Raw genomic sequence first — 24,049 nt, 5'->3', positions numbered from 1 at the left:
CTACTTCTCCGCCTTCTCCGGCGGGAAGTTGAGGAAGAACGCCCAGAGCGAATAGGCGAGGATCGCGCCGGTGATGATCGCCCAGGTCCGGTCGCCGTAGACGAGCTCGACGCCCGTCCAGACGGCGAGGATCGCCACCACTGCGACGCGCCGCCAGAGCGGGCGGAAGAAGGCGGCGTCGCGCTCGCTGGTCCTGATCATCTCAGGCGAACAGCGGCAGCGCGCTCTTCAGCGTCATCACGACGCCCCAGAGCAGCGGAAGCCCGACGAAGGCCCAGGCGAGGGCCAGCTTCAGAGGGCTGGAGGAGGTGGCTTGTTCGGGCATCGGGCGCTCCTCAGGCGGGCTGCGGGTCGGCGGCCATGTGGTGGCGTTCGCTCACCGGCCGCATCATGAGATTCAGGACGAGACCGACCGCCAGCAGCGCCGCCATAATGTACATGGTGACGGTGTAGGCGTCCGCCTTCGCGACGCCCGAATCGATCTGGTACTGCCGGATGTAGTTGACGAGCACCGGTCCCGCGACGCCCGCCACCGACCAGGCGGTGAGCAGCCGGCCGTGGATCGCGCCGACATATTTCACGCCGAACACGTCGCGCAGATAGGCGGGGATCGTCGCGAAGCCGCCGCCGTACATCGACAGGATCACCGCATAGGCGGCGATGAACAGCGCCACCGAGCCCATCCGACCGGCGGTCGGCACGAAGGCGTAGAGCGCGAGGCCGAGCGCGAAGAAGATCATGTAGGTGGCGCGCCGACCGATATAGTCGGAGGTCGAGGCCCAGAAGAACCGGCCCGCCATGTTGAACAGGCTGAGGAGCCCGACGAAGCCCGCCGCCGCGGCCGGCGTGATCGTGCCGGGAAACATCTCCTGGATCATCAGCGAGGCCTGGCCGAGGACGCCGATACCGGCGGTGACGTTGAGGCAGAGGACGCCCCAGAGCAGCCAGAACTGCCGGGTCTTGATCGCCTCGTCGACATGGACGTTCGCGGTGGTGATCGAGGCGGTGGAGCGGACGGGCGTGGTCCAGCCGGCCGGCCTCCAACCCTCCGGCGGCACGCGCACGATCGTCGCGCCGACCATCATGTAGACGAAGTAGACGATGCCGAGCGCGAGGAAGGCGCCGGCGACGCCGACCTGCCCCATCAGCCAGACCGACAGCGGCGAGGCGATGAAGGCGCCGCCGCCGAAACCCATGATCGCGAGGCCCGTCGCCATGCCCGGCCGGTCCGGGAACCAGGTCATCAGCGTCTTCACCGGCGAGATGTAGCCGAGGCCCAGGCCGCAGCCGCCGAGGACGCCGTAGCCGAGATAGACGATCCAGAGCTGGTGCAGGTGGACGCCGAGCGCTGCGACCAGGAAGCCGCCGCCGAAGAGGGCCGCGGCCGTCGCCATGGTCCGGCGCGGGCCGACCTTCTCCACCCAGGCCCCGCCGAAGGCGGCGGCGAGCCCGAGGAACACGATCGCGATCGAGAAGATCCAGCCGAGCGAGGGGATCGACCAGTCGCCGGGCGCCGGCTCGGCGCCGCCGATCAGGAGCGACATCGGCTTGTTGAACACCGAGAAGGCATAGGCCTGGCCGATGCAGAGATGGACGCACAGCGCCGCCGGCGGCACCATCCACCGGTTGAAGCCCGGCCTCGCCACGGTTCGCGACCGCGACAGCCAGCCGCCAGCATCGTTCTGCATTCCGCTCGTCCTCCCCGACGAATCCGGTGCAAGGATTTCAGCTTTTCGCCGGGCTGACAACCGCGCCAGCCCGGGCGAGGGCCGGCATCGCTCCGCCGGATTGCCGCACGGGCCGGGCTTGCCGCGGCGCGGCGGCGGCCGACAGGTCGAGCCGCTGCGCCTTGCCCCACCAGTCGAGATAGACGGCGAGCGCGAACTGGATCAGGAGACCGCCGCCGATCAGCGCCGTATCGCGCAGGACGTGCATCTCCTCCTGGAACATCACGACCTGGATCACCAGCGCCAGCGCGGTGCCGGTCGCGAAAACGGGGAGCGAATGGCGGCCGAGGCGCGTCAGGGGATTGTCGCGGGACACGCGGGAGAAGACGGATGCCGCCGGCGCGTAGGCGAAGACGTAGACGAGGGCCAGGAGGTGGACGAGGCGCGGCAGCGAGACGTAGGTCTTGTCGAAGCCGACGAGCATGTCCGGCAGGCCGATGAGTTTCTCCTTGCCGAAAAGGTCGAAGTCGATGAACAGCAGCGACAGCGCGAGATAGCCCAGCGCCGCCCGGTAGAGACGCCTCGAATAGGGCACGGCCTGCCGGCCCTCGCGGCGCAGGAGCCCGCAATAGAGGCCGATCGCGAAGATGAACTGCCAGGCGAAGGGATCGAAGAACCAGCCGCCGTCATAGGGGTGGTTCGGGATGTTCAGCCAGAAGTTCGCCGCCAGTGCCCAGAGCAGCGCGGAGGCGAGGAGCATGCCGCGCCGGCCGAAACGTTCCACTGCCCAGAGCAGCGCCGGCAGCATCGCGAGCATCGCGACGTACATCGGCAGGATGTTCACGAATTTAAGCTGGTGCGCCATGACGGCGAGGCCGAACAGCGTGTCGAGCGGCCGGTCCATCAGCGCCTGCATGTCGTTGAAGCGGACGAACTCGCCGTTGCCGAAGGTCATCGCCGCCCAGGCGAACAGCCCGACCGCGAAGAGCGTCAGCGTCGCGTGGACGAGGTAGAGGACGCCTGCCCGCCGCCACGCCTTCAGCGTCGCGACGAGCCGATGACCGGCGAGGAAGGGCTTGGCATAGGCGAAGGTCGAGGCGTAGCCGGCGAGGAAGACGAAGAGCTCGGCCGAATCGGAGAAGCCGAAATTGCGCGTCGTGAAGGATTCCCAGACGTTGCCGGGCACGTGGTTCACGAAGATCATCGCCAGCGCGATGCCGCGGAAGAAGTCGACGCGGTGGTCCCGCTCGGGCTTGGGCTGCATGGTCTCAGGCACGGGAGTGGTCTACGAAAACGCGCCTGAATGGTGCGTGAACGACGGTTGCGCGTGCCGTCGCGGCTAATGGAAAAGCCCGGGAAACGCCGACGTTCCCGCGGGACGCCGCTTCTTTTCGACGCGCGGCGGCGAGCGATCGGGCCGGTAATCGGTCGGGCCGCGGAAACCGATCAGGCCGGTTGCGGTTTCGCGCCCGCCGGCGCCGGCGCGCCGGCATCCGCCGCCGCGAGGCGGCCGGAGATCGCCTCCAAGCGACGCCGCCAGCTTTCCGAGGCGCGGATCACCGGTTCCGGCGCGATCTCGAACGGCGTCGAGAGGACGCCGACCCGCTTCAGCGCAAGGCCGAGCGCCGGGTCGCCGGTGAGGCTGATCAGGACGGGCGCGATCAGCAGCGGACCGGCGATCGGCAGCATCCACAGGAACAGTTCCGGCGAGTAGGAGAGGGTCGCGGCGGCCAGGATCAGGCCGGCGATCACCATCCACCAGCTCGCCTTGAAGGCGACGAGGAGCGGCAGCTTGCCGTCGTCGCGGTCGGTGGAAGGCCAGCCGGCGTCGAGGCGCATCAGGATCTCGGCGACCGTCTTCGACTGGAACATCATCATCACCGGTGCGAGCACGCTGGTCATCGCGAGTTCCACCGTCGCCGAGGCCAGCACCGTCACGGTCGAGCCGAAGGCGCGGCGACGCTCGGAAAGCGCGGTGGCGAAGGCGATCAGCGTCTTCGGCAGCAGCAAGAGCAGGAAGATGCCGAACAGGAGCAGCAGCGCCTTGCCGGTCTCGGGCGTCGGAAACACCGGAAACAGCGAGTCGGCGGGGAAGTAGTTCGGGTCGGCCGCGATGATCGGGTCGAGCAGGCTGACGACGATGAACATCAGCCAGATCGGCGAGGCGGCATAGGCCATGATCCCGGTGATCATCGAGATCCGGCTCCAGAGGTTGAAGCGGGGCGCGGGCACCAGCTTGCCGTGCTGCAGGTTGCCCTGGCACCAGCGGCGGTCGCGCTTGGCGTATTCGATGATGTTGGCCGGCGCTTCCTCGTAGGAGCCCTCGAGGTCCGGGTCGAGGCGGACGCGCCAGCCGCCGCGCGCGAGCAGCGCCGCTTCGACGAAGTCGTGGCTGAGGATGTGGCCGCCGAAAGGCGCCACCCCGGGCAGGCTCGGCATGCCGCAGCAGTCGGCGAAAGCCTTGACGCGGACGATGGCGTTGTGGCCCCAGAACGGTCCCTCGCGGCCCTGCAGCGCGGCGATGCCGCGCGAGAAGAACGGCGAATAGAGCGCCGCCGAGAACTGCAGCGCCCGGCCGAACGGCGTCAGGCGGCCGATGATGAGGGGCTGCGTCTGGAGGAGGCCGAGGTCCGGCTCGGCGTCCATCCGCGTCACCATCTCGAGGATGGTCTGCGGGCGCATCAGCGAATCGGCGTCGAGCACCAGCATGTATTCGTAGGCGCCGCCGTTCTTCGTCACGAAGTCGGCGATGTTGCCGGCTTTCCGCCCGACGTTCTTCTCGCGGTTGCGGTAGTAGAGATGGCCGGCGACCCTCAGTTCCGACAGGAGGGTGAAGGTCGAGCGCTTCTCGTGCGCCACGTGCTCCGGCTTGGTGGAGTCCGACAGGACATAGAAGTCGAAGGTCTCCAGGCGGCCGATCGAGCGCAGGCCCTCCATCATCGCGGCGATCCGCGCGAAGACCGAGTCGGCGTCCTCGTTGTAGACCGGCACCAGGACGGCCGTGCGGCTCAGCGTCATCTTGAGAGGCAGCGGTACGGAGGGCGCTCGCTCGCGCGATGCCGCGACGATGCCGGTGACCGCCGTGTTGAAGCCCCAGGCGAGCCAGACGCAGCAGACGGTGAGCAGCGTCACCTGCAGCACCTGCAGCCGGCTCGTGCCGCTCGCCGTCACCACCAGGGCGAAGAGCCCGCCAGCGATGAGGGCGAGGACGACTGCGCTCGCGGCGAAGAGGAAGCGGCGAAAGGCGATCACGGGAGCGACCTTTGCGGATGGGCGGCGCGCGATCCCGCCCATATCGGGCGGGCGGCTGCGCCGTCGACGGTTGAACGCGAAACTTGTGGTGCGGCCGCCGGCGGGCGCGCTACGACCAGGGAAGGAAGGCGAAGCGGCGCCGGCCCTTCGGGTTCTGCGGCGGCTGGTCGGCGAGGAGCGGCTGCACCGGCATCTCCAGCGGCGCGGACGGCATCGGCAGCGCGAGGCTCCTCACGAAGTTGACCGCGATCTGCTTGCCGGCGAGCGCCGCGTCGAGCACGACCCGCGCCTGACCGGCGTCGCGCTTCTCGAACTGGAGGCGCTCCGCCACGGCTTTCAGCACGACCTCGTCGGCGAGGTCGCGCCGGCCGACGATCTCTCCGGCGGACTTGTAGACGGGCGCGGACGGCATCGGTCTCGGGTGCAACGGATCCTGTAGCTTATGCAACACGGGGGAAGCCGTCGCAGCAATGCGGCGCGCGGGCAAGGTGGAAAGCGTCCGGGTCATGCGCCTGTCCACTGATAGAGCCATGTTTCGCTGACAATGCGCTGCATCATCGAGAGTTTCGCCGAAAGTTCGATCGGCGTGTCGTTTCGGCGCCGAAGCTCGATCGACAGCCGCCAGCCGCCGCCCGGCAGCCGGTCGAGACCGGTATGGACGAGTTCCGCCCCGTCCGGCACGGTGACGATCGGATCGAGCTTGGCGTCGAGCGGCAGATTGCCGATCGTGCCGCCCGAGAAGTTGATCACGAAGCGGCGGGTGTCGGAGGGATTCTCGTCGGCCGGATTGCCGCCGAGCCCGCCATAGGTGCCGGTGACGGTGGCGAGCGTGTAGGGCGCCTCGGCATCGAGACCCCAGCGCATGCGGTAGCGGAACTCGTACTGCGCGCCGGCCTCGGGACGCTTCTCCGGCACCCAGAAGGCGACGATGTTGTCGTTGATCTCGGCCTTGGTCGGAATCTCGACCAGCTCGATCATGCCGCGGCCCCAGTCGCCGATCGGCTCGATCATCAGGGACGGGCGCAGCTCGTAGTGCGACTCGGTGTCCTCGTAGTGCGAGAAGTCGCGGTCGCGCTGGAGCAGGCCGAACGCGACGGGCGACGCTTCCTGGAAATACGAGAGCGCCAGCGTTTCCGGGTTGCGCAGCGGCCGCCACAGCCGCTCGCCGTTGCGGCGATGGATGGCGAGGCCGTCGTTGTCGTGGACTTCGGGGCGGAAGTCGTCGCGCTGGCGGCGATCGTTCTCGCCGAAGGTGAACATCGAGGTCAGCGGCGCGACGCCGAGGCGGTCGACGGCGTTGCGGAAGTAGAGCCGCGCCGTCACGTCCATCACCGTCTGCGGGCCCGGCTGGATCGTGAAGGCGTAGGCGCCGGTGAGGCTCGGGCTGTCGAGTTCGGCGAAGAGGCGGATCTCGTTCTCGCCGGGATTGGGTTTCACAACGTAGAAGGCGGAGAAGCGCGGAAACTCCTCCGGCGTCTGCGTCGCGGTGTTGACGGCAAGGCCGCGCGCCGACAGGCCGTAGCGCGTGCCCTGGCCGAGCGCGCGGAAGTAGGAGGCGCCGAGGAAGGTCACGAGCTCGTCGAAATAGTCCGGCTGCTCGAGGAGCGTGTGGAGGCGGAAGCCGGCGACGCCCGGCAGAACGAGGTTCTGGAAGCGCGACGGGTCGAGCGGCGCGCGGTACTCGAAGTCCGAGCCGTTGAACTGCTGGAGCTGGAAGCGCTTGCCATCGCCGACGAAGATGCGCGTCGTGTCGCGCACCAGCGCGCCCGGATAGAAGGGCTGGAGCTGGAAATTGATCGGGTCGTTCCGCCACAGCGCGTGGTCGGGAATGTAGCGGATGGCGCGGTGCTCGTCGTAGGTGAGCTTCGTCAGCACCTCGGGAAGCTGGATCGGGTTCTCGACGAAGGGCTGCGTCGAGCGCTGGCGCATCGCGGCCGAGAACGCGTCGAAGTCGAAGTTCTCCACCACCGTGCCGTCGGCGCCGGCGGCTGCGCCCGGAACCGCTCCCGGCGCGGCGGCGGGCGCCGGGTCGGCCGGCTGCGGCTGGTCCTGCGCGGCGGCAAGCCGCCCCGACAGCGCCAGGGCCATGGCGGCGGCGCCGGTCTTCAGGGCCGACCTGCGGGAATACTCTACGCTTTTCATCACCGAGGAAGGAGTCCGTCCTTTTTGCACCTGCTCAGTGGATTTAGCACATGCGAAAGCATGCGCCACATCCCGCGGCCTCTATGCCCGACGGAAGCTGACTGGACGATGAACGGCCCGGCCGTTTGCGCGTTGAATTCCCGCAGATGCGGGACGGGAATGCGATGCAGCGACGGGCGACGATCCTCCACGACCACCGGTCGGAACTCGGCGAGGGCGCGGCCGTCGATCCTGTCACCCGGCAGCTGCGCTGGTTCGACATCAACGGAAAGCGGCGCGTCGAGTACGATTTCGCCACGGGCGGCGTTTCGGTCGCCGAGCTGCCGGAGATGACCTCGGCCGGCGCGGCGGTGGACGCGGCGTCGGAGATGATCTTCGCCCAATCCGGCCTCTGGCTTCGGAACCGCGCGACCGGGGGGCTGGAAGTCCTCGCCGCGATCGAGGCGGACCGGCCGGACCTGCGCTCCAACGACGGCCGCACCCATCCTTGCGGCGCCTTCTGGTGCTCGACCATGGCGCTCGACAAGACGGAAGGGGCCGGCTCGATCTACTGGTTCTTCAAGGGCGAGGTCCGCACGCTCTATCCGAACCTCACCGTCGGCAACGCGATCTGCTTCGCCGAGGACGGCTCCTACGCTCACTTCTCCGACACGCCGACGGGCAAGATCTGGAAGGTCGCCCTCGACCCTTCGACCGGGCTGCCGGTGGCCGAGCCCGAACTCTTCCATCAGGCCGGCGAGGACGACCCGAGCGGGCCGGACGGCGCGGTGCTCGACCGGGACGGCCTCCTCTATTCGGCGCGCTGGGGCGGCGCCCGGGTCGACGTCATCGACCGGGAGGGCCGGACGATCGGGCGGATCGAGACGGGCGCTCCCAACACGACCTGCCCGGCCTTCTGCGGCGAGGACCTCGCGTCGCTTGCCATCGCGACGGCGCGCGACGAACTGAACGCCGCGCAACTGCTGCTGCATGCCGATTCGGGTCGCACGCACATAATCGAAGCCGGCTGCCGCGGCCGCCTCGACCCGCCGGTGCTGCTGGGGTGAAACCGGTCAGCCGTTCGCGATCTCGATGCGCTCTTCGTCGGGTTCGAGCGGCTCGAAGCGTCCTCTCAGCGTATCGAAGGTGTTCCGCACGATCGTCAGACCGTGGTCGGGTCCGGCATTGCGTGCCTCAATGCGCCGCCAGGCGGTCTCGTCGGGGCAGGCGACGCGTAGAGCCGGCACTCTGCCCCGAGGCGCCGCACGATCCCGCGCACGCGGTCGCGCTCGGTTCGCTGCCATAAGCCGGAATCCAGCACCACGTCGGCGCCCGCCGAGAGGCAACGCGTCCACACCTCTTCCATGAGGTCGGCGACCCGGCGGAAGCTTTCGGCGAACGTCGCCTCGGGCGGATCGCGGCCGTAGAGTCGCCGCATCCATTCGTCGTGGGTGAAGCGGATCGCCCCCGTCTCCGCTTCCAGCCGCCGCGCCAGCGTCGTCTTGCCGGCGCCGATGAAGCCGTGGATCAGGCGCGCCGTCGCCACCGATCGGTCAGCGCGTCCCGTCGGCCGGCTCCTCGATCTCGGCCTTCCGCAACACCTCGTTCACCCGGGCCTCCCAGCCCTCGCCGGTGCGCCGGAACTTCTCCACGATGTCGGGGTCGAGGCGGACGGACGTTCCCCGCCGCTCGCGCTCGATGCTCGCGGCGAGCTCCGGGAACACCTCCGCGAACGGCTTGGCGTTCGCGAAGTCCTCCTTCGTCCATTCCGGGTTGTCGGGATCGCGACGGATGCCTTCCTGGATGCGTGCCTCCTCGGCGTCGGTCAGAGGCCGGAAAGCGCGAGCTGTTGTCATAGGAGCCTCCTTTCGTTGCGGCTGGCGCGTCGCATGGAGATGACCGAGACCGCTTCCGCGCCGAGCGGCGTGAAGATCACGGACAGAAGCGTGTCGCCGAAAGGTCCGATCGCTTTCAGTCTGCCGCGCTTCGCCGCAACGACGATGGAACTTTGGAAGAAATCGGGACTGAGGTCCGCGAAGTCCAGCCCTTCGTGGTTGCGGATGTTTCGCATCCGCTTCGGCTCGTCCCAAACGATCCTCACCTCGGCCGTCTACCCCCGGGTGAAGCGGTAGACGCTCTCGTGCCGGTAGCGCTCGCCGGGGTGGAGCAACGAGGACGGGAAGTCCGGGTGGTTCGGCGCGTCGGGCCAGTTCTGCGGCTCGATCGCGATCGCGCCGTATTTGCCGATCGGCCGGCCGCCGAGCCCTCGGAAGCTGCCGTCGAGATAGGAGCCGTCGTAGGTCTGCAGCCCGCATTCGGTGGTGGCGATCTCCACCGCGACGCCGCTCGTCTCGCAGAAGAGCCGCGCCGCCGGCCGCGGCGTCCAGACCCGCTCGCGCGCGAGGCAGAAGTTGTGGTCGAGAAGGTCCGGTCCGTTGCGCATCACCCGGCCGTTGCGGAAGTCGAAGGGCGTGCCCTCGACCGCGACGGCCTCGCCGGTCGGGATCAGCGTCTCGCCGACGGGAAGGTAGCGGTCGGCCGCGATCTCCAGGCAATGATCGCGCGTGTCGGGCTCGCCCGACAGGTTGAAGTAGAGATGCGACGTCATGTTGACGGCGCTCGTCCGGGTGACGGTCGCCTCGTAGACGATCGTCAGCATGTCGTCCTCGGCCGCGAAGATCGCGGTGAGATCGGCTGCGCCCGGATAGCCGTCCTCGCCGTCGGCGAGGTGCAGCGTCAGCGTCGCGTCGGTGGAGGAGACGTTCTCGACCTCCCATTCGCGCGACCAGGCGCCGTTCGTGCCACCGTGCAGGTGGTTCGGCGGCTCGTTGAGCGAAAGCTGGTAGTCGACCCCCTCGATCGGCAGGCGGCCGCCCGCGATCCGGTTGGCGTTCCGCCCGATCGTCGCGCCGAAGAACGGCTTGTTGCGCGGGCCGTAGAGGTCGCGGTCCTCCAGACCGACCACGAGCGGGAAGCCGAGGCCGTCGAAGCGGACGGAGCGCACGGATGCGCCGACCGGCAGGATTTCGACGAGGAGCTGGGAACTCTGGAGCCTGATGACGCTGGCGCTCATGCCGGACCTTTTCGTTGCGGACCGGGAAGAAGGGAGGGTCCGCCGCGCCCAAGTCAATCCGCGCCTTGCGTCGGATCGCGGGCGGCCTCAGCGCAGCCGGCGCAGCCGCGCGGCGAGGATCGCGTCGATCTTCTCGAGGACGCGCATCTGCGCCTCGAACTCGGCCTCGCCGAACGAGGGCTTCAGTTCCGCTTCGAGCCGGTTCCAGACGTCCTGCACCGCGTCCCGCGCCTCGACGCCGGCCGGCGTCAGCGCCACCATGGTGCGGCGGGCGTCCTGGTTGCTCGACGCGCGCCTGACGAGGTTGCGCTCGATCAGCCGGTCGAGCATTTTCGACACGGTCGACGGACGGACGGCGAGCTGCTCGGCCAGCACAGAAACGCTCACCGTGTCGCCGGGCCCGAGGCTCCTGAGAAGCTGGTCCTGTCCGGGATGCAGGCCGATTTCGGCGAGGAGGAGCGTCAGGAAGGCGCGGCTCGACTTCGAGATCGAGAGGAGCACCGGCACGAGTTCGGATTGCGTGCCCGCCGTCGCCTTGTCGTTCCCTTCCGCTTCCGCCGCGTCGTCTTCCGTCTCGGCAGTACTCATGCGGTTTGCGCCAGCAAAGAGGCGTTCTCCACCCCGGGACATCCTGTTTGCGCTCAGCTAGCATCCCCGGCGGCGACAAGAGGCTTAACTGCGATATATCCCACGGCGCCAAAGGAATTTTTTCATTTGTCCCATTGTCGCACGACAAGCCGCGCCTCGCGCTGCCCGACCCTCGCCCTCGGCGTTTCCCGGGAAGCGCCATGCTGAAGGCGGTCGCGGAGATCGATGCGCTGATCACCGAGCGCTCCCTCGCCGGCGACGGGGAACTCGCGCTCCTGCGGGCCTTCTCCGAAGCCGCCGTCCGGCACGGCCTGCCGCTCTGGCGGGTGCTGTTCATCGTCGACACGCTGCATCCCGTCTACGAGGGGCGCGCCTTCCGCTGGCGCAACGACGGCGTCGAGGAGGACGGCGAGATGACCTACGGCCGCACCGACGAGGGCGAGGCGCGCGAGCGCTGGGAAACGAGCGCCTTCTACCGGCTCTACCATACCGGCGAGACCGAGCTGCGCCGCCGCTTCCATGCCGGCGATCCGGCTGACTACAACCTGATGCCGGAACTCGTGGAAGAGGGGTGCAGCGACTACCTGATCTTCATGCAGCCCTTCGGGGCGGAAGGCGTGATCGGCGACCTCGACGGCATCTTCTGCCAGATATGCACGCGCGCCCCGGACGGGTTCTCGGACGAGGACCTCGCGGTCGTGCGCGCGCTGGTGCCGAAGCTTTCCGTCGCGATCAAATGCGCCTCGCTCGCCCGCATCGCGACCACGCTGGTCGAGGTCTATCTCGGCCGCGACGCGCGCGAGCGTGTCCTGAAGGGCCGCATCGCGCGCGGCGTCGCGGAGCGGATCCGCACCGTCCTCTGGTTCTCGGACCTCCGCTCCTTCACCACCATCACCGACACGGCCGACCCGGAGGAAATCATTCCGCTCCTTAACGACTATTCGGGCGCGGCGATCGAGGCGATCCACGGCGCGGGCGGCGACGTCCTGAAGCTGATCGGCGACGGCATCCTCGCGATCTTCAACTTCGACGACCAGGCGAAGGCGACCGCCGCCGCGCTCGCCGCCGAGCGGGACCTTCGCGCCCGCACGAGCGCGATCGACGCGCGCCGGCGCGAGGAAGGGCGGCCGGTCACCTCGATCTATATCGGCCTCCACATCGGCGAGGCCTTCTACGGCAACATCGGCTCCGACGACCGGCTGGACTTCACCGTCGTCGGCCCGAGCGTGAACGAGGTCTCGCGCATCGGCGCCATGTGCCGCTCGGTAGACCGGCTGATGGTCGCCTCGGACGAGTTCCGCGCCGCCCTCGCGCCGGAGGAGCAGGGGCGTCTCGTCTCGGTCGGCCGTTTCGCGCTGCGCGGCGTCGGCCGGTCGCAGGAGCTCTTCACGCTGGACCCCGCGCTGCTCTGACACGGGAGCGCGCCGGGAACGCCCCGCCGCCTCGCGCCTTGTCCTTTCGAACCAGCAGGGAAGGGCGCCACCCATGTCCGACACCAACAAGAACCGGCTGCGCGACGCCGAACTCGACGCCGACCTGTCCGTCCTCGGCGACGACGCGAAGGGCGATCCGAAGCCCGCCCGCGTCGGCGAGGCCGAAGCCCCCGGCGCCGGTGAGACGCCCGACAGCCTCGGGCGCGCCGGCGGCGTCGACCGCGAGGCGGTGGGCGGCGAAGGGCCGCGGCAGGGCTCCGTCGAGGGGGTCGACGAGACGGCCGCCGAGCGGGACGCGATGCGCGACGCGACCTCGTGAGGGTGCCGCCGCCAAGCGCTTGCTTTCGAAAGCGTTAACGGCGATGCCTTAAATCCTTAAACTCTTCGTGCGATTGTCGCCCTATCGCATTCCGGAGCCAGACGATGACCCGTTTCGACCTGATCGTGATCGGCAGCGGTCCGTCCGGCCGCCGGGCGGCGGTGCAGGCGGCTAAGCTCGGCAAGACGGTGCTCGTCGTCGAGAAGCGCGAGCGCGTCGGCGGCGTCTCCGTCCACACCGGCACGATCCCCTCGAAGTCGCTGCGCGAGACCGTCCTCAACCTCACCGGCTGGCGCGAGCGCGGCTTCTACGGTTCGGCCTACCGGGTGAAGAAGGACATCTCCGCCGCCGACCTCCGGGTGCGCGGCTCGAAGATCCTCGAACACGAGGTCGACGTCCTCGACCACCAGTTCGCCCGCAACCGCGTCGCGACGCTGACCGGCGAGGCGCGCTTCCTCGACCCGAACCATATCGTCGTCACCCGCGGCGGCGGTGCGGAGCCCGAGCATTTCGAGGCCGACCGCTTCGTGATCGCCTGCGGCACGCGCCCGCACCGGCCCGCCAACATCCCGTTCGACGGCAGGACCGTCATCGACTCCGACGAGATCCTGAAGCTCGAAACGCTGCCGCGCTCGATGACCGTGGTCGGGGCGGGCGTCATCGGCGTCGAATACGCCACGATCTTCTCCGCGCTCGAGATCGCCGTCACGCTGGTCGAGCCGCGCGCGACCTTCCTCGACTTCATCGACCGCGAGATGATCGAGGAGTTCGTGCACGAACTGCGCGACCGCAACGTCTCGCTCCGGCTCGGCGCGGAGGTGACGGCGGTGGAGTTCGACCATGCCGGCCGGCCGGTCTGCCGCATCGCGAGCGGCCGCGACGTCACCAGCGACGTCCTCCTCTACGCCGCCGGCCGCATGGGCTCGACCGACGGGCTCGACCTCGACAAGGCCGGCCTCGAGACCGACAATCGCGGCCGCCTCACGGTCGATCCGAAGACGCTGCAGACGGCGGTGCCGCACATCTACGCCGCCGGCGACGTGATCGGCTTCCCGAGCCTCGCCTCGACCTCGATGGAACAGGGCCGCTTCGCCGCCTGCCACGCCTTCGGCCTGGAGCCGACGCCGCTGCCGGACCACTTCCCCTACGGCATCTACGCCGTGCCGGAGATGTCGACGGTCGGCATGAGCGAGGAGGACGTGAAGAAGCGGCAGATCCCCTACGAATGCGGCATCGCGCGCTTCCGCGAAACCTCGCGTGGTCACATCATGGGCCTGCAGACCGGCATGATGAAGATGATCTTCTCGAAGAAGACGCGCCGGGTGCTCGGCGTCCACATCATCGGCGAGGGCGCGACGGAACTCATCCACATTGGCCAGGCGGTGATGGCCCTGAAGGGCACGATCGACTACTTCATGGAGTCGACCTTCAACTATCCGACCCTGGCGGAAGCCTACAAGATCGCCGCCCTCGACGCCTGGAACCGCGCCTTCGCCCCCTCCGTCGCCGCGCCGGAGACGCCCGGCATGCAGGAAGCGGCGGAGTAGGGAAAAACGCGCGGAGGTCTCAACGGGCCGACACGACCACGACGCCTGCGCCGACCATCACCCCGCCCGCCGTCCGTTTGACGCGGCGCATGATCTTCGGCGAGCGCAGGAAGCGCCGTGCTCGCGTTGCCAGCAGGACATGCCCCCCGATCACCACCGCCTCGACCGCCAGGATGACGGCGGCGAGGATGCCGACGTCTTCGCATTTGAGCGAAGGTCCGACGATGTTGGGCAGGAGAGCGACGTAGAACAGCAGCATCTTCGGATTGCCGAGGTTCGGCGCGACGCCCGTCGCGAATATGGGCAGAAGGCCGCGCCGCGCGGTCGCGCCGGGCTCGATCGGCTCGGCCGTCCAGAGCCGGATGCCCATCCAGATCAGGTAGGCCGCGCCGCCTTAGCGCAGCAGCGTCATGACGCCGCCCATCTCCGCCGCCACGACGGACAAGCCGAAGGCGGCAAAGATCAGGAACAGGAGGGTGACGACGACTGTGCCCGCGCCGTAGGCAATGCCCGAGGTCGGTCGATGCGAAAGGGCGCGTGTGACGATCGTCACGTTGTCCGGGCCGGGGCTGGCGGCGAACACGAAGAAGGCCGCCGCGAAGGCGAGAAGCGCGGAAATGTCCATGGCTGCGTTGTTGCCTTCAGGCGTTCAAGCGTTCAGGCGTTCGCGCGCCGCCAGCCGACCGCCAGCACGCCCGCTCCGATCATCAATGATCCGCCGGTCCGGTTGACCGCACGCTGGACGCCCGGGCGACGGATCGTCGTCCGGGCTATCGAAGCCAGCAGTCCGTAGAGGGTCGCGTTCAGCGTCGCGAGAACTAGGAACGTCACCTCGAAGATCGCCATCTGTGCGAACAGGGGCTGCGAGGTGTCGAGGAACTGTGGCAGGAAGGCGACGAAGAAGATGATGCTCTTCGGATTCAGCGCCGTGACGACGTAGGTGTGGAGGAAGATGCGGAAGGGCCGCTCCCTTACCGGGTCCGTAGCGGCAGAATCCACTTCGCTCGTCCCGACCGGCGTACGCCAGAGCCTGATGCCGAGATAGACGAGATAAGCCGCCCCGATCCATTTCATGGCGGTGAACAACGCGGCCGACGTTGCCAGCAGCGCTCCCAGTCCGAGCATGGAGCCCGTCATCGCCGTGAAGTCGCCGAGCGCCACGCCCGCGACCGTCGAACTCGCGACGCTACGCCCGTGGCCGAGCGCATAGGAGATGACGAGCAGGATCGTCGGGCCGGGGATCGCGAGGAGGACGGCGGATGCTGCGACGAAGGCTAGCCAATGCTCAAGCGACATGACGGTTCTCCGGTTGGCAACCGAAGCAATCCATCCCGATGGACGAAACGCAAGTCTCTTCAAGGCCGGATCGGGTATCGGCTTCAAGCGACCGATCCGGATATGGTTTGTGTCTGCGAAGGATCGGCGACGTTCGCTGGTCTGCCGTCAAGCCGAAAACTTATCCCCGCTCTCGCCCCTTCGCGTAACCTTCGCTGACCGTCGCCCCGTCGAGTGAGCGCGAATGATCACCGGGATCGTTCGGTGGGGTGGCGGGCGGGTCCGGATCGGCGGTCGCTTCCGGAGCGACGGCGGGTCCGGGCAGCGCGAACCATGGCCGGTCCCATGCAAATGGGTCCGGGAGCAAGCCGAGGAACCCGAACGGCTGTGTAGCCGAGGACAATGTTCGGATCACGCCCTTGAGGCGAGGTGAGCCACCTCGCCGAAGGTCATGGGGACGCCGGCGGGGCAGCCGGCGGCAAGCGTTGCGAGACACCCGCGCGGGCGCCGAAGGCAGGCCGCTTGACGAATGCACTACGTCGGAAGGCTCTGCCTTCGGCGCCCGCCGCTCTCGACCAGCGGCAACAAACCACAAGCTCAACTCGGCCACGAAGGCGCGAGGTCGCGGACGCATGTCCATAGATGCGAAGACATGGAAGCAGCTTTCTTCTTTCCCGCGGGGAGAAGAACAGCGCGCACTTGCTGAGGGGATAGCGGCATATCGGATGGAATCCGCTCGCGGCGAAGCGGTTCACCGGTTAGAAGCGCCGCATCGATCCTCGCCGCGACCTCCCGTGCCGGACGCAAGCCCTTCCAAACCCAAACTCGTCTTCCTCGCGACCGAGGACTGGTTCTTCGCCTCGCACTTCCTGCCGATGGTGCGCGCGGGACGCGATGCCGGCCTCGACGTCGTGGTCGCGGCGCGGTTCGCCCGGCATCGGGACCGGATCGAGGCGGCCGGGGCGCGCACGGTCCCGCTCGACATGGAGCGCGGCGGGGGCTGGCTGCTCGGACCGCTCCGCGCGTTTCTCCGCACGCTTCGGCTCCTTCGCGCGGAGCAGCCCGCGATCGTCCACGCGATCTCGCTGCGGGCCGTGCTCCTCGGCGGTCTCGCCCGGCGGCTTTCGGGCGGCGGGCCGACCGTGCAGGCGATCACCGGCCTCGGCGTCGTCGGAGCGGACGAGGGTTGGCGCGGCCGGCTGGCGCGCAGGCTGTTCCGGCACCTCCTCCGCCGGACCTTCGCGCCGAAAGGCGCGGCCTTCCTGTTCGAGAACGAGGAGGACGCGCGCTGGCTCGGCCTCGACCGGACGATGCCGGACGCGGTCTTCGTGCCGGGCGCGGGGGTCGATCCCGCCGCCTATCCGCAGACCCCGCTGCCGGCCGGGCGGACCCTACGCGTCGCGCTCGTCTCGCGCATGCTCTGGTCGAAGGGGGTCGACGTCGCGGTGGAAGCGGTGCGGCGCGCGCGCCGGGGTGGCGCCGACGTGACGCTGTCGCTCTACGGCGCGCCGGACCCGGCCAATCCACGCGCCATCCCCGAAGCCGATCTTCGTCGCTGGGGCACGGAGGACGGGATAGAATGGCATGGGCCCACTTCCGACGTCGCCGGCGTCTGGCGCGAGCACCACGTCGCCTGCCTGCCGTCGCGCGGGGGGGAGGGGCTGCCCCGCGCCCTGCTGGAAGCCGCCTGCTGCGGCCGGCCAATCGTCGCGACCATGGTGCCGGGCTGCACGGCTCTGGTGCGGGATGGGAAGGACGGTCTGCTCGTGCCGCCGGGCGACCCGGAAGCGCTGGCGGCGGCCTTCGCCCAGCTCGCCGCCGACCGGCCGCTCGCCGGTGCGATGGGCGACGCCGCCGCGCGGCGCGTTCGCGAGGGTTTCACCGAAGACCACGTCGCGGCGATCGTGGAAGCCCTCTACCGCCGCCTGCTCGGGCAGCCGCCTCAGCCGGCGGCCACCATCTCGCGCACCAGCGGCGCGACCTTGGTGCCGTAGAGCTCGATGCAGCGCATGAGTCGTTCGTGCGGCAGGGGGCCGGCGGAATACTTCAGGTCGAAGCGCGCCGCGCCGAGCGTCTTCACCGTCGCGGCGATCTTCGTCGCCACCGTTTCGGGCGAGCCGATATAGAGCGAGCCGTGGTCCGCCTCGCGCTCGAAATCGCTGCGTTGCAGCGGCGGCCAGCCCCGCTCGCGCCCGATCCGCGCATGCATCTGCCGGTAGTCGTCGAAGAACTCGGCCCTCGCCGCCTCGTCGGTGTCGGCGACGTAGCCCGGCGAATGGACGCCGATCGGCTGCACGCCATGGCCGAACTCCGCCGCGGCGCGGCGGTAGAGGTCGACATAGGGGCGGAAGCGCGCCGGGCTGCCGCCGATGATCGCGAGCATCATCGGCAGGTCGTGCCGCGCCGCGCGCACCACCGATTCCGGCGAGCCGCCGACGCCGATCCAGGTGGTCAGCCGGCGGCCGTCCTCGATCGGCGGGAAGACGCGCTGCTCGTGGAGCGGCGGGCGCGTCCGCCCTTCCCACGTCACCGCTTCGCCGGTGCGCAGCGCCGTGAAGAGGTCGAGCTTCTCCTCGAACAGCGTCTCGTAGTCGCGGAGCTCGAAGCCGAACAGCGGAAAGGATTCGGTGAAGGAGCCGCGCCCGAGGATGACCTCCGCGCGCCCGTTCGACACCGCGTCCAGCGTCGCGAAGCGCTGGAACACCCGGATCGGGTCGTCCGAGGACAGGACCGTCACCGCCGAGCCGAGGCGGATGCGCGTCGTCCGGGCCGCGATCGCGGCCAGCACCACCTCCGGCGCGGAAACGGCGAAGTCCTCGCGGTGATGCTCGCCGACTCCGAAGAAGTCGAGGCCGACCGCGTCGGCGAGGGTGGCCTCCGCGACGACGTTCCGCACCACCTCAGCATGTGAAAGCAGTTCGCCGCCGGCGCTGCGCGTCACGTCGCCGAACGTGTCGAGGCCGAGTTCGATTGTGCCGGTCATCGCGGTCGTCTCCGCCGGGTGTTTGGGTCGGAGCGCGATGTCGGCGGTATCGAGGAGCTGTGCAAGGCCGCGGGGGTTGACGATGCGTCGTCGCTGGAGCGGCTTCCGGAAACGGCGGTCCTAATCGTCGTCGTCGCTGGTGTCGCTGGTGTTGCCATCGACGCCGGAGCCGGACAGGTCCATCGGAATGCGGACCTTCAGCCCCTTGCGCTTCACGTCGGGCGAGACCTTGGCGCCGGCGATCTCGATCGACGGGTTGAACCAGGCGACTTCCGGGTCGGCCTCGGTTTCGAGGTGGAATTCCGGCGGCGGCTTGTCGAAGGCGCCGTGCCGCTTCGCCGCCTCGCCCGTGCCGAAGTTCAGCTTGCGGGACAGGGACGAGCCGACCCGCTCGGCATCGAGCGTCGACTGGACCCTGTCCTCGAAGCTCTGGGCCGAGACCTTCGCGGGCAACGCCGAGAGAATCGCGCAGCACGCGACGATCGACGAGTTCCGCATCAGGCCGCTCCGGTCCATACCCTTACTGTGCGCGAGCGCGAGCCGTTTGTAAACCGCAAGATACGGTAAACGCTTGTGGAATTCCGTTGCGGCTTTGGTTCAGGCGTCGCCGCGGAGCGCCTGGAGCGCCTCTTCGAGACGCCGCTCGCCGGCTTCCGTCAGCCGGCCCCGCGCGCCCTCGACTTCGAGGAGCCCCGCCGCGGTCATCTCCTCGACGCCGCCGGCATCCGCCTTGTGGCCCTTGCCGTCGTCCAGTACCACGTCCCGCACCTTCTCGCCGCTGGCGAGCGCGTGGTAGGCGGCGAAGGCGAGGATCGACAGCGCCTTGTCGGACAGGTTCGTGTCGGCCATGGAACGGTTCTCCTTGAGGTTCGAGCGAACGCAACGCTCGAGGCCGGGTCCCGATCCGCGGCGAATGGCCGCTTACGGACCGCCCGCGATCGACCCCATCACCACCATCACCAGGTCATCGAGGTCGATCGTGCCGTCGACCACGAGTTCGTCGCCCCGCATCTCCACCTTCAGCCTCGCGCCGTCGTTCGCCGCCTGCCGCCGCAGCTCCTCGACGATCGATTCCCGCAGCTTGCTCTCGATCGTTTCCGACTGGCTCATGCGCCCTTCTCCTTCGATGCCTCGGGATATCTGAGCCCGCCCGCCATGGTCTCGTCGACGTCCTCGCTCGGCGGATAGCTGTCGTCGCCGGTGGCATGCGGGTCGGCCGGCTTCGGAATGGCGTCGGCCGGCGTCGGTCGGCCGAGTTCGCCCGCGCCGTCCGTCGCCGGCACTCCGGCCTCCTCGAACACCTCGTTCTCGCGCGAGACGCGGCTTTCTCCGCCCATGTCCAGCCTCCCTGCCGATGGCTTCGCCGCCTTCATATGGCGGAGCCTTCGCTGCCCGACAGGCGGACCGGGCGATGCCCGTGCGGCAAAGCGTTTCGCGGCTGGCGAAAACCGCCCCGCGATCCACATCGAGCCAGTGGAAGCGCCCGCAGCGAAAGGCTTTTCAGGTTTGCGTGAAACGAAGCCGATCCTCGCCGTCCGTGATCTGGCGAAGACCGTGCCGGGCGGCCGCCGGCTCTTCTCGGGCCTCGACCTCGAGGTGAAAGCCGGCGAACTCGTCGCCGTGGTCGGCGAGTCCGGGTCCGGCAAGTCGACGTTCCTCAACATCCTGGCGGGCCTCGACGACGGCGACAGCGGCGAGGTCGTGGTCGACGGAACGGCGACGGGCGGTCTCGACGAGCGTGGGCGCACCGAGCTTCGCCGCACCCGGATCGGCTTCGTGTTCCAGGCCTTCCACATCCTCCCCTACCTGACGCTCCGGCAGAACGTCGCGCTGCCGCTGGCGCTCGTTTCCGGCGATGCGGCCGCGATCGAGTCGCAGGCCGATGCCAAGCTCGCCGCCGTCGGCCTCGGCGACCGGGGCGGATCCTACGCCCGCGACCTGTCCGGCGGCGAATTGCAGCGCGTCGCCATCGCCCGGGCGCTCGTCCACGAGCCGGCGCTGATCCTCGGCGACGAGCCGACCGGCAACCTCGATCCCGAGACCGCAGGCCGCGTCCTCGCCCTCTTCGCGGGTGCGGTGCGGGAAGGCGATGCCGCCGCGGTGATCGTCACGCATTCGCGCAGCGTCGCCGCCGTCGCCGACCGTGTCCTGACCCTGACATCGAATGGCCTCTCCGATGCCGATCGCGCGCGCTGAGGCCGGCCTCGCTTCCGCGCATCTCGCGCTGCGCTGGCTGATCGGCGGCGAATGGCGCGCCCATCCCTGGCGCTTCCTCGCGACGGCGCTCGCCATCGCGGTCGGCGTCGCGCTCGGCTTCGCGGTGCATCTCGTCAACGGCTCGGCGCTGGCCTCCTTCGACGGCGCGGTGCGGGGGGTGAACGGGCAGGCCGACCGCGCGGTGCGCGCGGCTTCCGCGCTTGGGCTCGACGAAGCGCTCTACCCGCGCGTCGTCGCCGCGCCCGGCGTCGCGGATGCGAGCCCCGTCGTCAGCCTCGACGCGCGAGCCGGGACTGCGCGGTTCACGCTGCTCGGGCTCGACGTCATCCGTGCCGCGGCGGTATCGCCGAGCCTCGTCGGCATCCGTCCGAACGGCCCGGATGCGGGCAGCGACGACATCTTCGCCGCCGACGCGCTGTTCCTGTCGCGCAGTGCCCTCCAGGCGAGCGGCGCGGCGATCGGCGACACGCTGGATGTCGCCGCCAACAACCGGACGGTTCGCCTGCGCATCGCCGGCACCCTGCCGGGCGTTCCCGACGGCCAGATGCTCGGCACGCTCGACATCGCGGCGGCGCAATGGCGCTTCGACCGGCTCGGCCGGCTCGACCGCATCGACCTGAAGCTCGCGGATGCGGCAGCGGCCGACGCCGCGTTGAAGGACCTGCTCCCCGCCGACGCCAACCTCGGCAGCGCCGAGACGGAAAGCGCGCAGAACGGGGCGCTGTCGCGCGCCTACCGGGTGAATCTCGACATGCTGGCGCTGGTGGCGCTCCTCACCGGCGGCTTCCTCGTCTTCTCGGCGCAGTCGCTGTCGGTAGCGCGGCGGCTGCGCGCCTTCGCGCTGGTTCGCACCCTCGGCCTACCGCGCGGCGGCGTCGTCGCGGCGGTGGCGGCGGAAGGGTTACTCATCGGGATCGGCGGGGCGCTCGGCGGCCTTCTCGCCGGCTACGGCCTCGCGGTTCTCGCGGTGCGCTTCTTCGGCGGCGACCTCGGGGCCGGCTATTTCGAGGGCAGCCATGTGTCGATCGTCTTCCAGCCGCTGGCGGCCGCAGCCTTCTTCGCGCTCGGCCTCGCGGCAGCGGTGCTGGGCAGCGTCCTGCCGGCGCGGGCGGCCTCTCGCGCCGCGCCCGCCGCGGCGCTGAAGAACAGCGGCGATCTTCTCGATCCGCGCACGCCGGTGCCGTGGAAGCCGGCGCTCGTGCTTCTCGCCGCCGGCGCGCTGCTCAGCCTCGCGCCTCCGATCGGCGGGCTGCCGATCCTCGGCTTCGCCGCGATGGCGCTCCTCCTCGCCGGCGGCGTCGCTGGCGTTCCCTGGCTCGCGCGTTTCCTGCTCGGCCTGTTCGGGCGGCGCCGGCGGAGGGGCGCGGTTCCGGCCGAACTCGCGCTCCGGCATCTCGGCGGTGCGCCGGGCGAGGCGGCGACGGCGCTCTGCGGCATCGTCGCCTCCACGGCGCTGATGATCGCGATGGCGACGATGGTGACGAGCTTCCGCGGCGCGGTGGACGAATGGCTGGAACAGGTGCTGTCTTCCGATCTCTACCTCCGGGCGGAAGGCGGCGCGAGCTTCGATCCCGCCGCGCAGGCGCGGCTCAAGGCCGTGCCGGGCGTCGGCTCGCTCGCCTTCAGCCGCCAGATCGCGCTTGGGCTGTCGCCCGAGCGCCCGCCGCTGACGCTGATCGCCCGGCCGCTCGACGGCGGCCCCTCCGATTCGCTCCTCGCGATGATCGAGGCGACGCCGGAGCGGCCGCTGGGCACTGTGCCGGTCTTCGTCTCGGAGCCCGCCTCGCGCCTCTACGGCTGGAAGCTCGGGCAGACGATCGAGCTGCCGATCGGCAAGGGCGAGCGCTTCGCGGTCGCCGGCATCTGGCGCGACTACGCCCGGCAGTTCGGCGCGGTGGTGATCCAGAGCGCCGACTACGAGCGGTTGACCGGCGATGCGACGCGCGATGAGGCGGCCGCGACCCTCGCGCCGGGCGTGGACGCCGACGCCGTTGGCCGCGCGCTGGAGGACGCCGTGCCGGAGGCTCTTCGGGGTCAGGTCTCGCTGGCGCGGCCGCAGACGCTGCGGGCTTATGCGCTCGATCTCTTCGATCACTCCTTCGCCGTCACTTACGTCCTGGAAGCGGTCGCGATCCTCGTCGGCCTCGCGGGCGTCGCGGCGACCGTCTCGGCGCAGACCGTCGCGCGGGCCCGCGAGTTCGGCATGCTCCGGCATCTCGGCCTGCAGAAGCGGCAGATCGTCCTGATGCTCGGGGCGGAAGGCGCGCTGCTCGGCCTCGTCGGCGGCGTCGCGGGCGTCGCGCTCGGCGGCGTGCTGGCGCAAGTGCTGATCCACGTGATCAACCCGCAGAGCTTCAACTTCACCATGGCAACGCGCGTGCCGTTCGGGACGATTCTCGGCGTCATCGCGGCGCTCGTCGCCGCCGCCGCGCTGACGGCGATGCTTGCCGGCCGGCGCGCCACCGCCCGCGACGCGGTGCTGGCGGTCAGGGAGGACTGGTGATGCGGCGCATCCTTGCGACCCTCTGCATCCTCGCCTTCGCCTGCCAGGCGGCGATGCCGGCCGACTATCCGGTGGTGGAGCCCGGTATCCGGCTCAGCTTCCCGGCCGATCACGGCGCGCATCCCGAGTTCCGCACCGAATGGTGGTACGTCACCGGCGCGCTCAAGACCGAAGACGGCCGCGACCTCGGCTTCCAGGTGACCTTCTTCCGCACCCGCCCGCCCGCGAACCCGGACAATCCGAGCCGCTTCAACCCGGCCCAGGTGCTGTTCGCCCACGCCGCCCTCTCGGACCCGGCGCTCGGCCGGCTGCTGCATGCCGAGCGGGCGGCGCGCGCCGGCTTCGGCATCGCGGGGGCCGCGACCGCGGACGCCGACGTGCGGCTGCAGGACTGGGCGTTCCAGCGGGGCGGCGACGGCGTGTACCGGACCAAGGTACAAGGTCCCGATTTCGGCTTCCAGCTCGACTTCGCGCCGACGCAAGAGGTGATGCCGCAGGGCGAGAACGGCTACAGCCGGAAAGGCCCGAAGCCGGAGGAGGCGAGCTACTACTATTCGATCCCGCATCTTCGCGTCTCCGGCACGGTGCAGCGCGAGGGGCGCCAAGTCGCGGTGACGGGCGAGGCCTGGCTCGACCGTGAATGGTCGTCGAGCTACCTCGCGCCGGACGCGAGCGGCTGGGACTGGACCGGCCTCAACCTCGACGATGGCTCGGCGCTGATGGCCTTCCGCATCCGGGGGAAAGACGGCGGCACGGTCTGGGCCGGCAGCTCGTTCCGCTATCCCGACGGCCGCATCCGGCGCTTCGAGCCGGGCGACGTCGCGCTGGAACCCGTCCGCCACTGGCGCTCGGCCCGCACGAATGCCGAATATCCGGTGGAGCAGGTGCTGCGGGTGAAGCTGCCGGAAGGCGAGCGCCGCTTCGCGCTGAAGCCCCTGTTCGACGACCAGGAACTCGACGGCCGGGCGGGTGGCATGCCGGTCTATTGGGAGGGTCTCGTCGCGACGGAGGGTGGCCGCGGCTACCTCGAACTCACCGGCTACGCGGCGGACCTGCGGATGTGACGCGTCC

Annotated in this window: 26 protein-coding genes and 1 pseudogene; 8 read left to right on the top strand and 19 right to left on the bottom strand. The window is 69.6% G+C overall.

The features are described 5' to 3' along the window. The 7 genes from F6X38_RS12495 to F6X38_RS12470 all read right to left on the bottom strand — a co-directional run bounded on the left by F6X38_RS12495 (position 1) and on the right by F6X38_RS12470 (position 7,061). Positions 1-201 (bottom strand): DUF3329 domain-containing protein, encoded by a 201-nt coding sequence (locus tag F6X38_RS12495; RefSeq protein WP_150970159.1) that lies wholly within the window; start codon positions 199-201, stop codon positions 1-3. Between the two features lies 1 nt (position 202). After that, positions 203-325, bottom strand: a complete 123-nt coding sequence (locus F6X38_RS24115; RefSeq protein ID WP_281353064.1) for an MFS transporter small subunit — start codon at positions 323-325, stop codon at positions 203-205. 10 nt (positions 326-335) lie between these two features. Then, positions 336-1,688, bottom strand: coding sequence for an L-lactate MFS transporter (locus F6X38_RS12490; protein ID WP_150970158.1), 1,353 nt, complete (start codon positions 1,686-1,688; stop codon positions 336-338). A gap of 37 nt (positions 1,689-1,725) precedes the next feature. Next, the gene (locus tag F6X38_RS12485) at positions 1,726-2,931 is read right to left on the bottom strand and encodes an OpgC family protein (protein ID WP_161992739.1); all 1,206 of its coding nucleotides are present in this window, start codon (positions 2,929-2,931) and stop codon (positions 1,726-1,728) included. Positions 2,932-3,113: 182 nt separating this feature from the next. Beyond that, complete coding sequence (gene mdoH, locus F6X38_RS12480) at positions 3,114-4,919, bottom strand: glucans biosynthesis glucosyltransferase MdoH (RefSeq protein ID WP_246191319.1); 1,806 nt, start codon at positions 4,917-4,919, stop codon at positions 3,114-3,116. Between the two features lie 109 nt (positions 4,920-5,028). Next, positions 5,029-5,331, bottom strand: a complete 303-nt coding sequence (locus F6X38_RS12475; RefSeq protein ID WP_150970155.1) for a hypothetical protein — start codon at positions 5,329-5,331, stop codon at positions 5,029-5,031. 92 nt (positions 5,332-5,423) lie between these two features. Further along, positions 5,424-7,061, bottom strand: coding sequence for an OpgD/OpgG family glucan biosynthesis protein (locus F6X38_RS12470; RefSeq protein ID WP_246191318.1), 1,638 nt, complete (start codon positions 7,059-7,061; stop codon positions 5,424-5,426). Positions 7,062-7,225: 164 nt separating this feature from the next. Between F6X38_RS12470 and F6X38_RS12465 the strand changes: the two genes are divergently transcribed. Further along, positions 7,226-8,107 (top strand): SMP-30/gluconolactonase/LRE family protein, encoded by an 882-nt coding sequence (locus tag F6X38_RS12465; protein ID WP_161992738.1) that lies wholly within the window; start codon positions 7,226-7,228, stop codon positions 8,105-8,107. A 95-nt stretch (positions 8,108-8,202) separates the two neighbouring features. Here the strand turns inward: F6X38_RS12465 and F6X38_RS12460 are convergent, their stop codons facing one another. The 5 genes from F6X38_RS12460 to F6X38_RS12440 form a co-directional block, all read right to left on the bottom strand. Continuing rightward, positions 8,203-8,586: a P-loop nucleotide/nucleoside kinase family protein gene (locus F6X38_RS12460; protein WP_150970153.1), complete on the bottom strand. Its 384-nt coding sequence runs from the start codon at positions 8,584-8,586 to the stop codon at positions 8,203-8,205. 7 nt (positions 8,587-8,593) lie between these two features. After that, entirely contained in the window at positions 8,594-8,896 is a 303-nt protein-coding gene (locus F6X38_RS12455) for a BrnA antitoxin family protein (RefSeq protein ID WP_150970152.1), read from the bottom strand. Next, on the bottom strand, positions 8,893-9,111 hold the full coding sequence (locus F6X38_RS12450) for a BrnT family toxin (RefSeq protein ID WP_343033221.1): 219 nt from the start codon (positions 9,109-9,111) through the stop codon (positions 8,893-8,895). Before F6X38_RS12450 ends, F6X38_RS12455 begins: the two co-directional genes overlap by 4 nt. A gap of 39 nt (positions 9,112-9,150) precedes the next feature. After that, on the bottom strand, positions 9,151-10,113 hold the full coding sequence (locus F6X38_RS12445; RefSeq protein WP_150970150.1) for an aldose epimerase family protein: 963 nt from the start codon (positions 10,111-10,113) through the stop codon (positions 9,151-9,153). 87 nt (positions 10,114-10,200) lie between these two features. Beyond that, the gene (locus F6X38_RS12440) at positions 10,201-10,701 is read right to left on the bottom strand and encodes a MarR family winged helix-turn-helix transcriptional regulator (RefSeq protein ID WP_150970149.1); all 501 of its coding nucleotides are present in this window, start codon (positions 10,699-10,701) and stop codon (positions 10,201-10,203) included. A 200-nt stretch (positions 10,702-10,901) separates the two neighbouring features. Between F6X38_RS12440 and F6X38_RS12435 the strand changes: the two genes are divergently transcribed. From F6X38_RS12435 to sthA, 3 genes are all read left to right on the top strand, one after another. Next, on the top strand, positions 10,902-12,113 hold the full coding sequence (locus F6X38_RS12435) for an adenylate/guanylate cyclase domain-containing protein (RefSeq protein WP_150970148.1): 1,212 nt from the start codon (positions 10,902-10,904) through the stop codon (positions 12,111-12,113). Positions 12,114-12,186: 73 nt separating this feature from the next. After that, on the top strand, positions 12,187-12,453 hold the full coding sequence (locus F6X38_RS12430) for a hypothetical protein (protein WP_150970147.1): 267 nt from the start codon (positions 12,187-12,189) through the stop codon (positions 12,451-12,453). 104 nt (positions 12,454-12,557) lie between these two features. Next, positions 12,558-14,000 carry a Si-specific NAD(P)(+) transhydrogenase gene (gene sthA / locus F6X38_RS12425; protein ID WP_150970146.1) on the top strand — a complete coding sequence of 481 codons (1,443 nt, stop codon included), beginning with the start codon at positions 12,558-12,560 and terminating at the stop codon, positions 13,998-14,000. Positions 14,001-14,019: 19 nt separating this feature from the next. Here the strand turns inward: sthA and F6X38_RS12420 are convergent. Continuing rightward, a pseudogene (locus F6X38_RS12420) lies at positions 14,020-14,625 on the bottom strand (LysE family translocator). 32 nt (positions 14,626-14,657) lie between these two features. Then, entirely contained in the window at positions 14,658-15,296 is a 639-nt protein-coding gene (locus tag F6X38_RS12415) for a LysE family translocator (RefSeq protein WP_150970145.1), read from the bottom strand. 773 nt (positions 15,297-16,069) lie between these two features. Here F6X38_RS12415 and F6X38_RS12410 point away from each other — a divergent pair. Next, positions 16,070-17,269, top strand: a complete 1,200-nt coding sequence (locus F6X38_RS12410; protein WP_281353063.1) for a glycosyltransferase family 4 protein — start codon at positions 16,070-16,072, stop codon at positions 17,267-17,269. Here F6X38_RS12410 and F6X38_RS12405 read toward each other — a convergent pair. The 5 genes from F6X38_RS12405 to F6X38_RS12385 all read right to left on the bottom strand — a co-directional run bounded on the left by F6X38_RS12405 (position 17,218) and on the right by F6X38_RS12385 (position 19,595). After that, positions 17,218-18,258, bottom strand: a complete 1,041-nt coding sequence (locus tag F6X38_RS12405) for an LLM class flavin-dependent oxidoreductase (protein ID WP_150970143.1) — start codon at positions 18,256-18,258, stop codon at positions 17,218-17,220. The genes F6X38_RS12410 and F6X38_RS12405 overlap by 52 nt on opposite strands. Positions 18,259-18,378: 120 nt before the next feature. Beyond that, positions 18,379-18,756 carry a hypothetical protein gene (locus tag F6X38_RS12400; protein WP_150970142.1) on the bottom strand — a complete coding sequence of 126 codons (378 nt, stop codon included), beginning with the start codon at positions 18,754-18,756 and terminating at the stop codon, positions 18,379-18,381. A 99-nt stretch (positions 18,757-18,855) separates the two neighbouring features. After that, positions 18,856-19,107 carry a hypothetical protein gene (locus F6X38_RS12395; RefSeq protein WP_150970141.1) on the bottom strand — a complete coding sequence of 84 codons (252 nt, stop codon included), beginning with the start codon at positions 19,105-19,107 and terminating at the stop codon, positions 18,856-18,858. Between the two features lie 72 nt (positions 19,108-19,179). Continuing rightward, positions 19,180-19,368 carry a hypothetical protein gene (locus F6X38_RS12390; protein ID WP_150970140.1) on the bottom strand — a complete coding sequence of 63 codons (189 nt, stop codon included), beginning with the start codon at positions 19,366-19,368 and terminating at the stop codon, positions 19,180-19,182. After that, positions 19,365-19,595: a hypothetical protein gene (locus F6X38_RS12385; RefSeq protein WP_150970139.1), complete on the bottom strand. Its 231-nt coding sequence runs from the start codon at positions 19,593-19,595 to the stop codon at positions 19,365-19,367. Before F6X38_RS12385 ends, F6X38_RS12390 begins: the two co-directional genes overlap by 4 nt. Before the next feature lie 169 nt (positions 19,596-19,764). Here F6X38_RS12385 and F6X38_RS12380 point away from each other — a divergent pair, with 169 nt between their 5' ends. The 3 genes from F6X38_RS12380 to F6X38_RS12370 are packed head-to-tail and all read left to right on the top strand — an operon-like array spanning position 19,765 to position 24,042. Next, a complete protein-coding gene (locus F6X38_RS12380) occupies positions 19,765-20,454 on the top strand; it encodes an ABC transporter ATP-binding protein (protein WP_246191317.1) in 690 nt (229 codons plus the stop codon). Further along, entirely contained in the window at positions 20,435-22,978 is a 2,544-nt protein-coding gene (locus F6X38_RS12375) for an FtsX-like permease family protein (RefSeq protein WP_202617973.1), read from the top strand. The genes F6X38_RS12380 and F6X38_RS12375 overlap by 20 nt, the downstream gene beginning before the upstream one ends. Then, entirely contained in the window at positions 22,978-24,042 is a 1,065-nt protein-coding gene (locus F6X38_RS12370) for a lipocalin-like domain-containing protein (RefSeq protein ID WP_150970136.1), read from the top strand. The genes F6X38_RS12375 and F6X38_RS12370 overlap by 1 nt, the downstream gene beginning before the upstream one ends. Positions 24,043-24,049 lie beyond the last annotated feature (7 nt).

The sequence above is a fragment of the Plantimonas leprariae genome (assembly GCF_008802405.1).
Classification (GTDB): Bacteria; Pseudomonadota; Alphaproteobacteria; order Rhizobiales; family Rhizobiaceae; genus Plantimonas; species Plantimonas leprariae.
The sequence above is the reverse complement of the archived record's forward strand: the minus strand, read 5'-3'. Positions and strand labels throughout refer to the sequence as shown.

Bases quoted from the DNA above. Each gene is read 5' to 3' on its own strand.
- F6X38_RS12495 (WP_150970159.1), bottom strand. From the start codon at position 201: ATGATCAGGACCAGCGAGCGCGACGCCGCCTTCTTCCGCCCGCTCTGG.
- F6X38_RS24115 (WP_281353064.1), bottom strand. From the start codon at position 325: ATGCCCGAACAAGCCACCTCCTCCAGCCCTCTGAAGCTGGCCCTCGCC.
- F6X38_RS12490 (WP_150970158.1), bottom strand. From the start codon at position 1,688: ATGCAGAACGATGCTGGCGGCTGGCTGTCGCGGTCGCGAACCGTGGCG.
- F6X38_RS12485 (WP_161992739.1), bottom strand. From the start codon at position 2,931: ATGCAGCCCAAGCCCGAGCGGGACCACCGCGTCGACTTCTTCCGCGGC.
- F6X38_RS12475 (WP_150970155.1), bottom strand. From the start codon at position 5,331: ATGCCGTCCGCGCCCGTCTACAAGTCCGCCGGAGAGATCGTCGGCCGG.
- F6X38_RS12470 (WP_246191318.1), bottom strand. From the start codon at position 7,061: ATGAAAAGCGTAGAGTATTCCCGCAGGTCGGCCCTGAAGACCGGCGCC.
- F6X38_RS12465 (WP_161992738.1), top strand. From the start codon at position 7,226: ATGCAGCGACGGGCGACGATCCTCCACGACCACCGGTCGGAACTCGGC.
- F6X38_RS12455 (WP_150970152.1), bottom strand. From the start codon at position 8,896: ATGACAACAGCTCGCGCTTTCCGGCCTCTGACCGACGCCGAGGAGGCA.
- F6X38_RS12450 (WP_343033221.1), bottom strand. From the start codon at position 9,111: ATGCGAAACATCCGCAACCACGAAGGGCTGGACTTCGCGGACCTCAGT.
- F6X38_RS12445 (WP_150970150.1), bottom strand. From the start codon at position 10,113: ATGAGCGCCAGCGTCATCAGGCTCCAGAGTTCCCAGCTCCTCGTCGAA.
- F6X38_RS12440 (WP_150970149.1), bottom strand. From the start codon at position 10,701: ATGAGTACTGCCGAGACGGAAGACGACGCGGCGGAAGCGGAAGGGAAC.
- F6X38_RS12435 (WP_150970148.1), top strand. From the start codon at position 10,902: ATGCTGAAGGCGGTCGCGGAGATCGATGCGCTGATCACCGAGCGCTCC.
- F6X38_RS12430 (WP_150970147.1), top strand. From the start codon at position 12,187: ATGTCCGACACCAACAAGAACCGGCTGCGCGACGCCGAACTCGACGCC.
- sthA (WP_150970146.1), top strand. From the start codon at position 12,558: ATGACCCGTTTCGACCTGATCGTGATCGGCAGCGGTCCGTCCGGCCGC.
- F6X38_RS12415 (WP_150970145.1), bottom strand. From the start codon at position 15,296: ATGTCGCTTGAGCATTGGCTAGCCTTCGTCGCAGCATCCGCCGTCCTC.
- F6X38_RS12405 (WP_150970143.1), bottom strand. From the start codon at position 18,258: ATGACCGGCACAATCGAACTCGGCCTCGACACGTTCGGCGACGTGACG.
- F6X38_RS12400 (WP_150970142.1), bottom strand. From the start codon at position 18,756: ATGCGGAACTCGTCGATCGTCGCGTGCTGCGCGATTCTCTCGGCGTTG.
- F6X38_RS12395 (WP_150970141.1), bottom strand. From the start codon at position 19,107: ATGGCCGACACGAACCTGTCCGACAAGGCGCTGTCGATCCTCGCCTTC.
- F6X38_RS12390 (WP_150970140.1), bottom strand. From the start codon at position 19,368: ATGAGCCAGTCGGAAACGATCGAGAGCAAGCTGCGGGAATCGATCGTC.
- F6X38_RS12385 (WP_150970139.1), bottom strand. From the start codon at position 19,595: ATGGGCGGAGAAAGCCGCGTCTCGCGCGAGAACGAGGTGTTCGAGGAG.
- F6X38_RS12375 (WP_202617973.1), top strand. From the start codon at position 20,435: ATGCCGATCGCGCGCGCTGAGGCCGGCCTCGCTTCCGCGCATCTCGCG.
- F6X38_RS12370 (WP_150970136.1), top strand. From the start codon at position 22,978: ATGCGGCGCATCCTTGCGACCCTCTGCATCCTCGCCTTCGCCTGCCAG.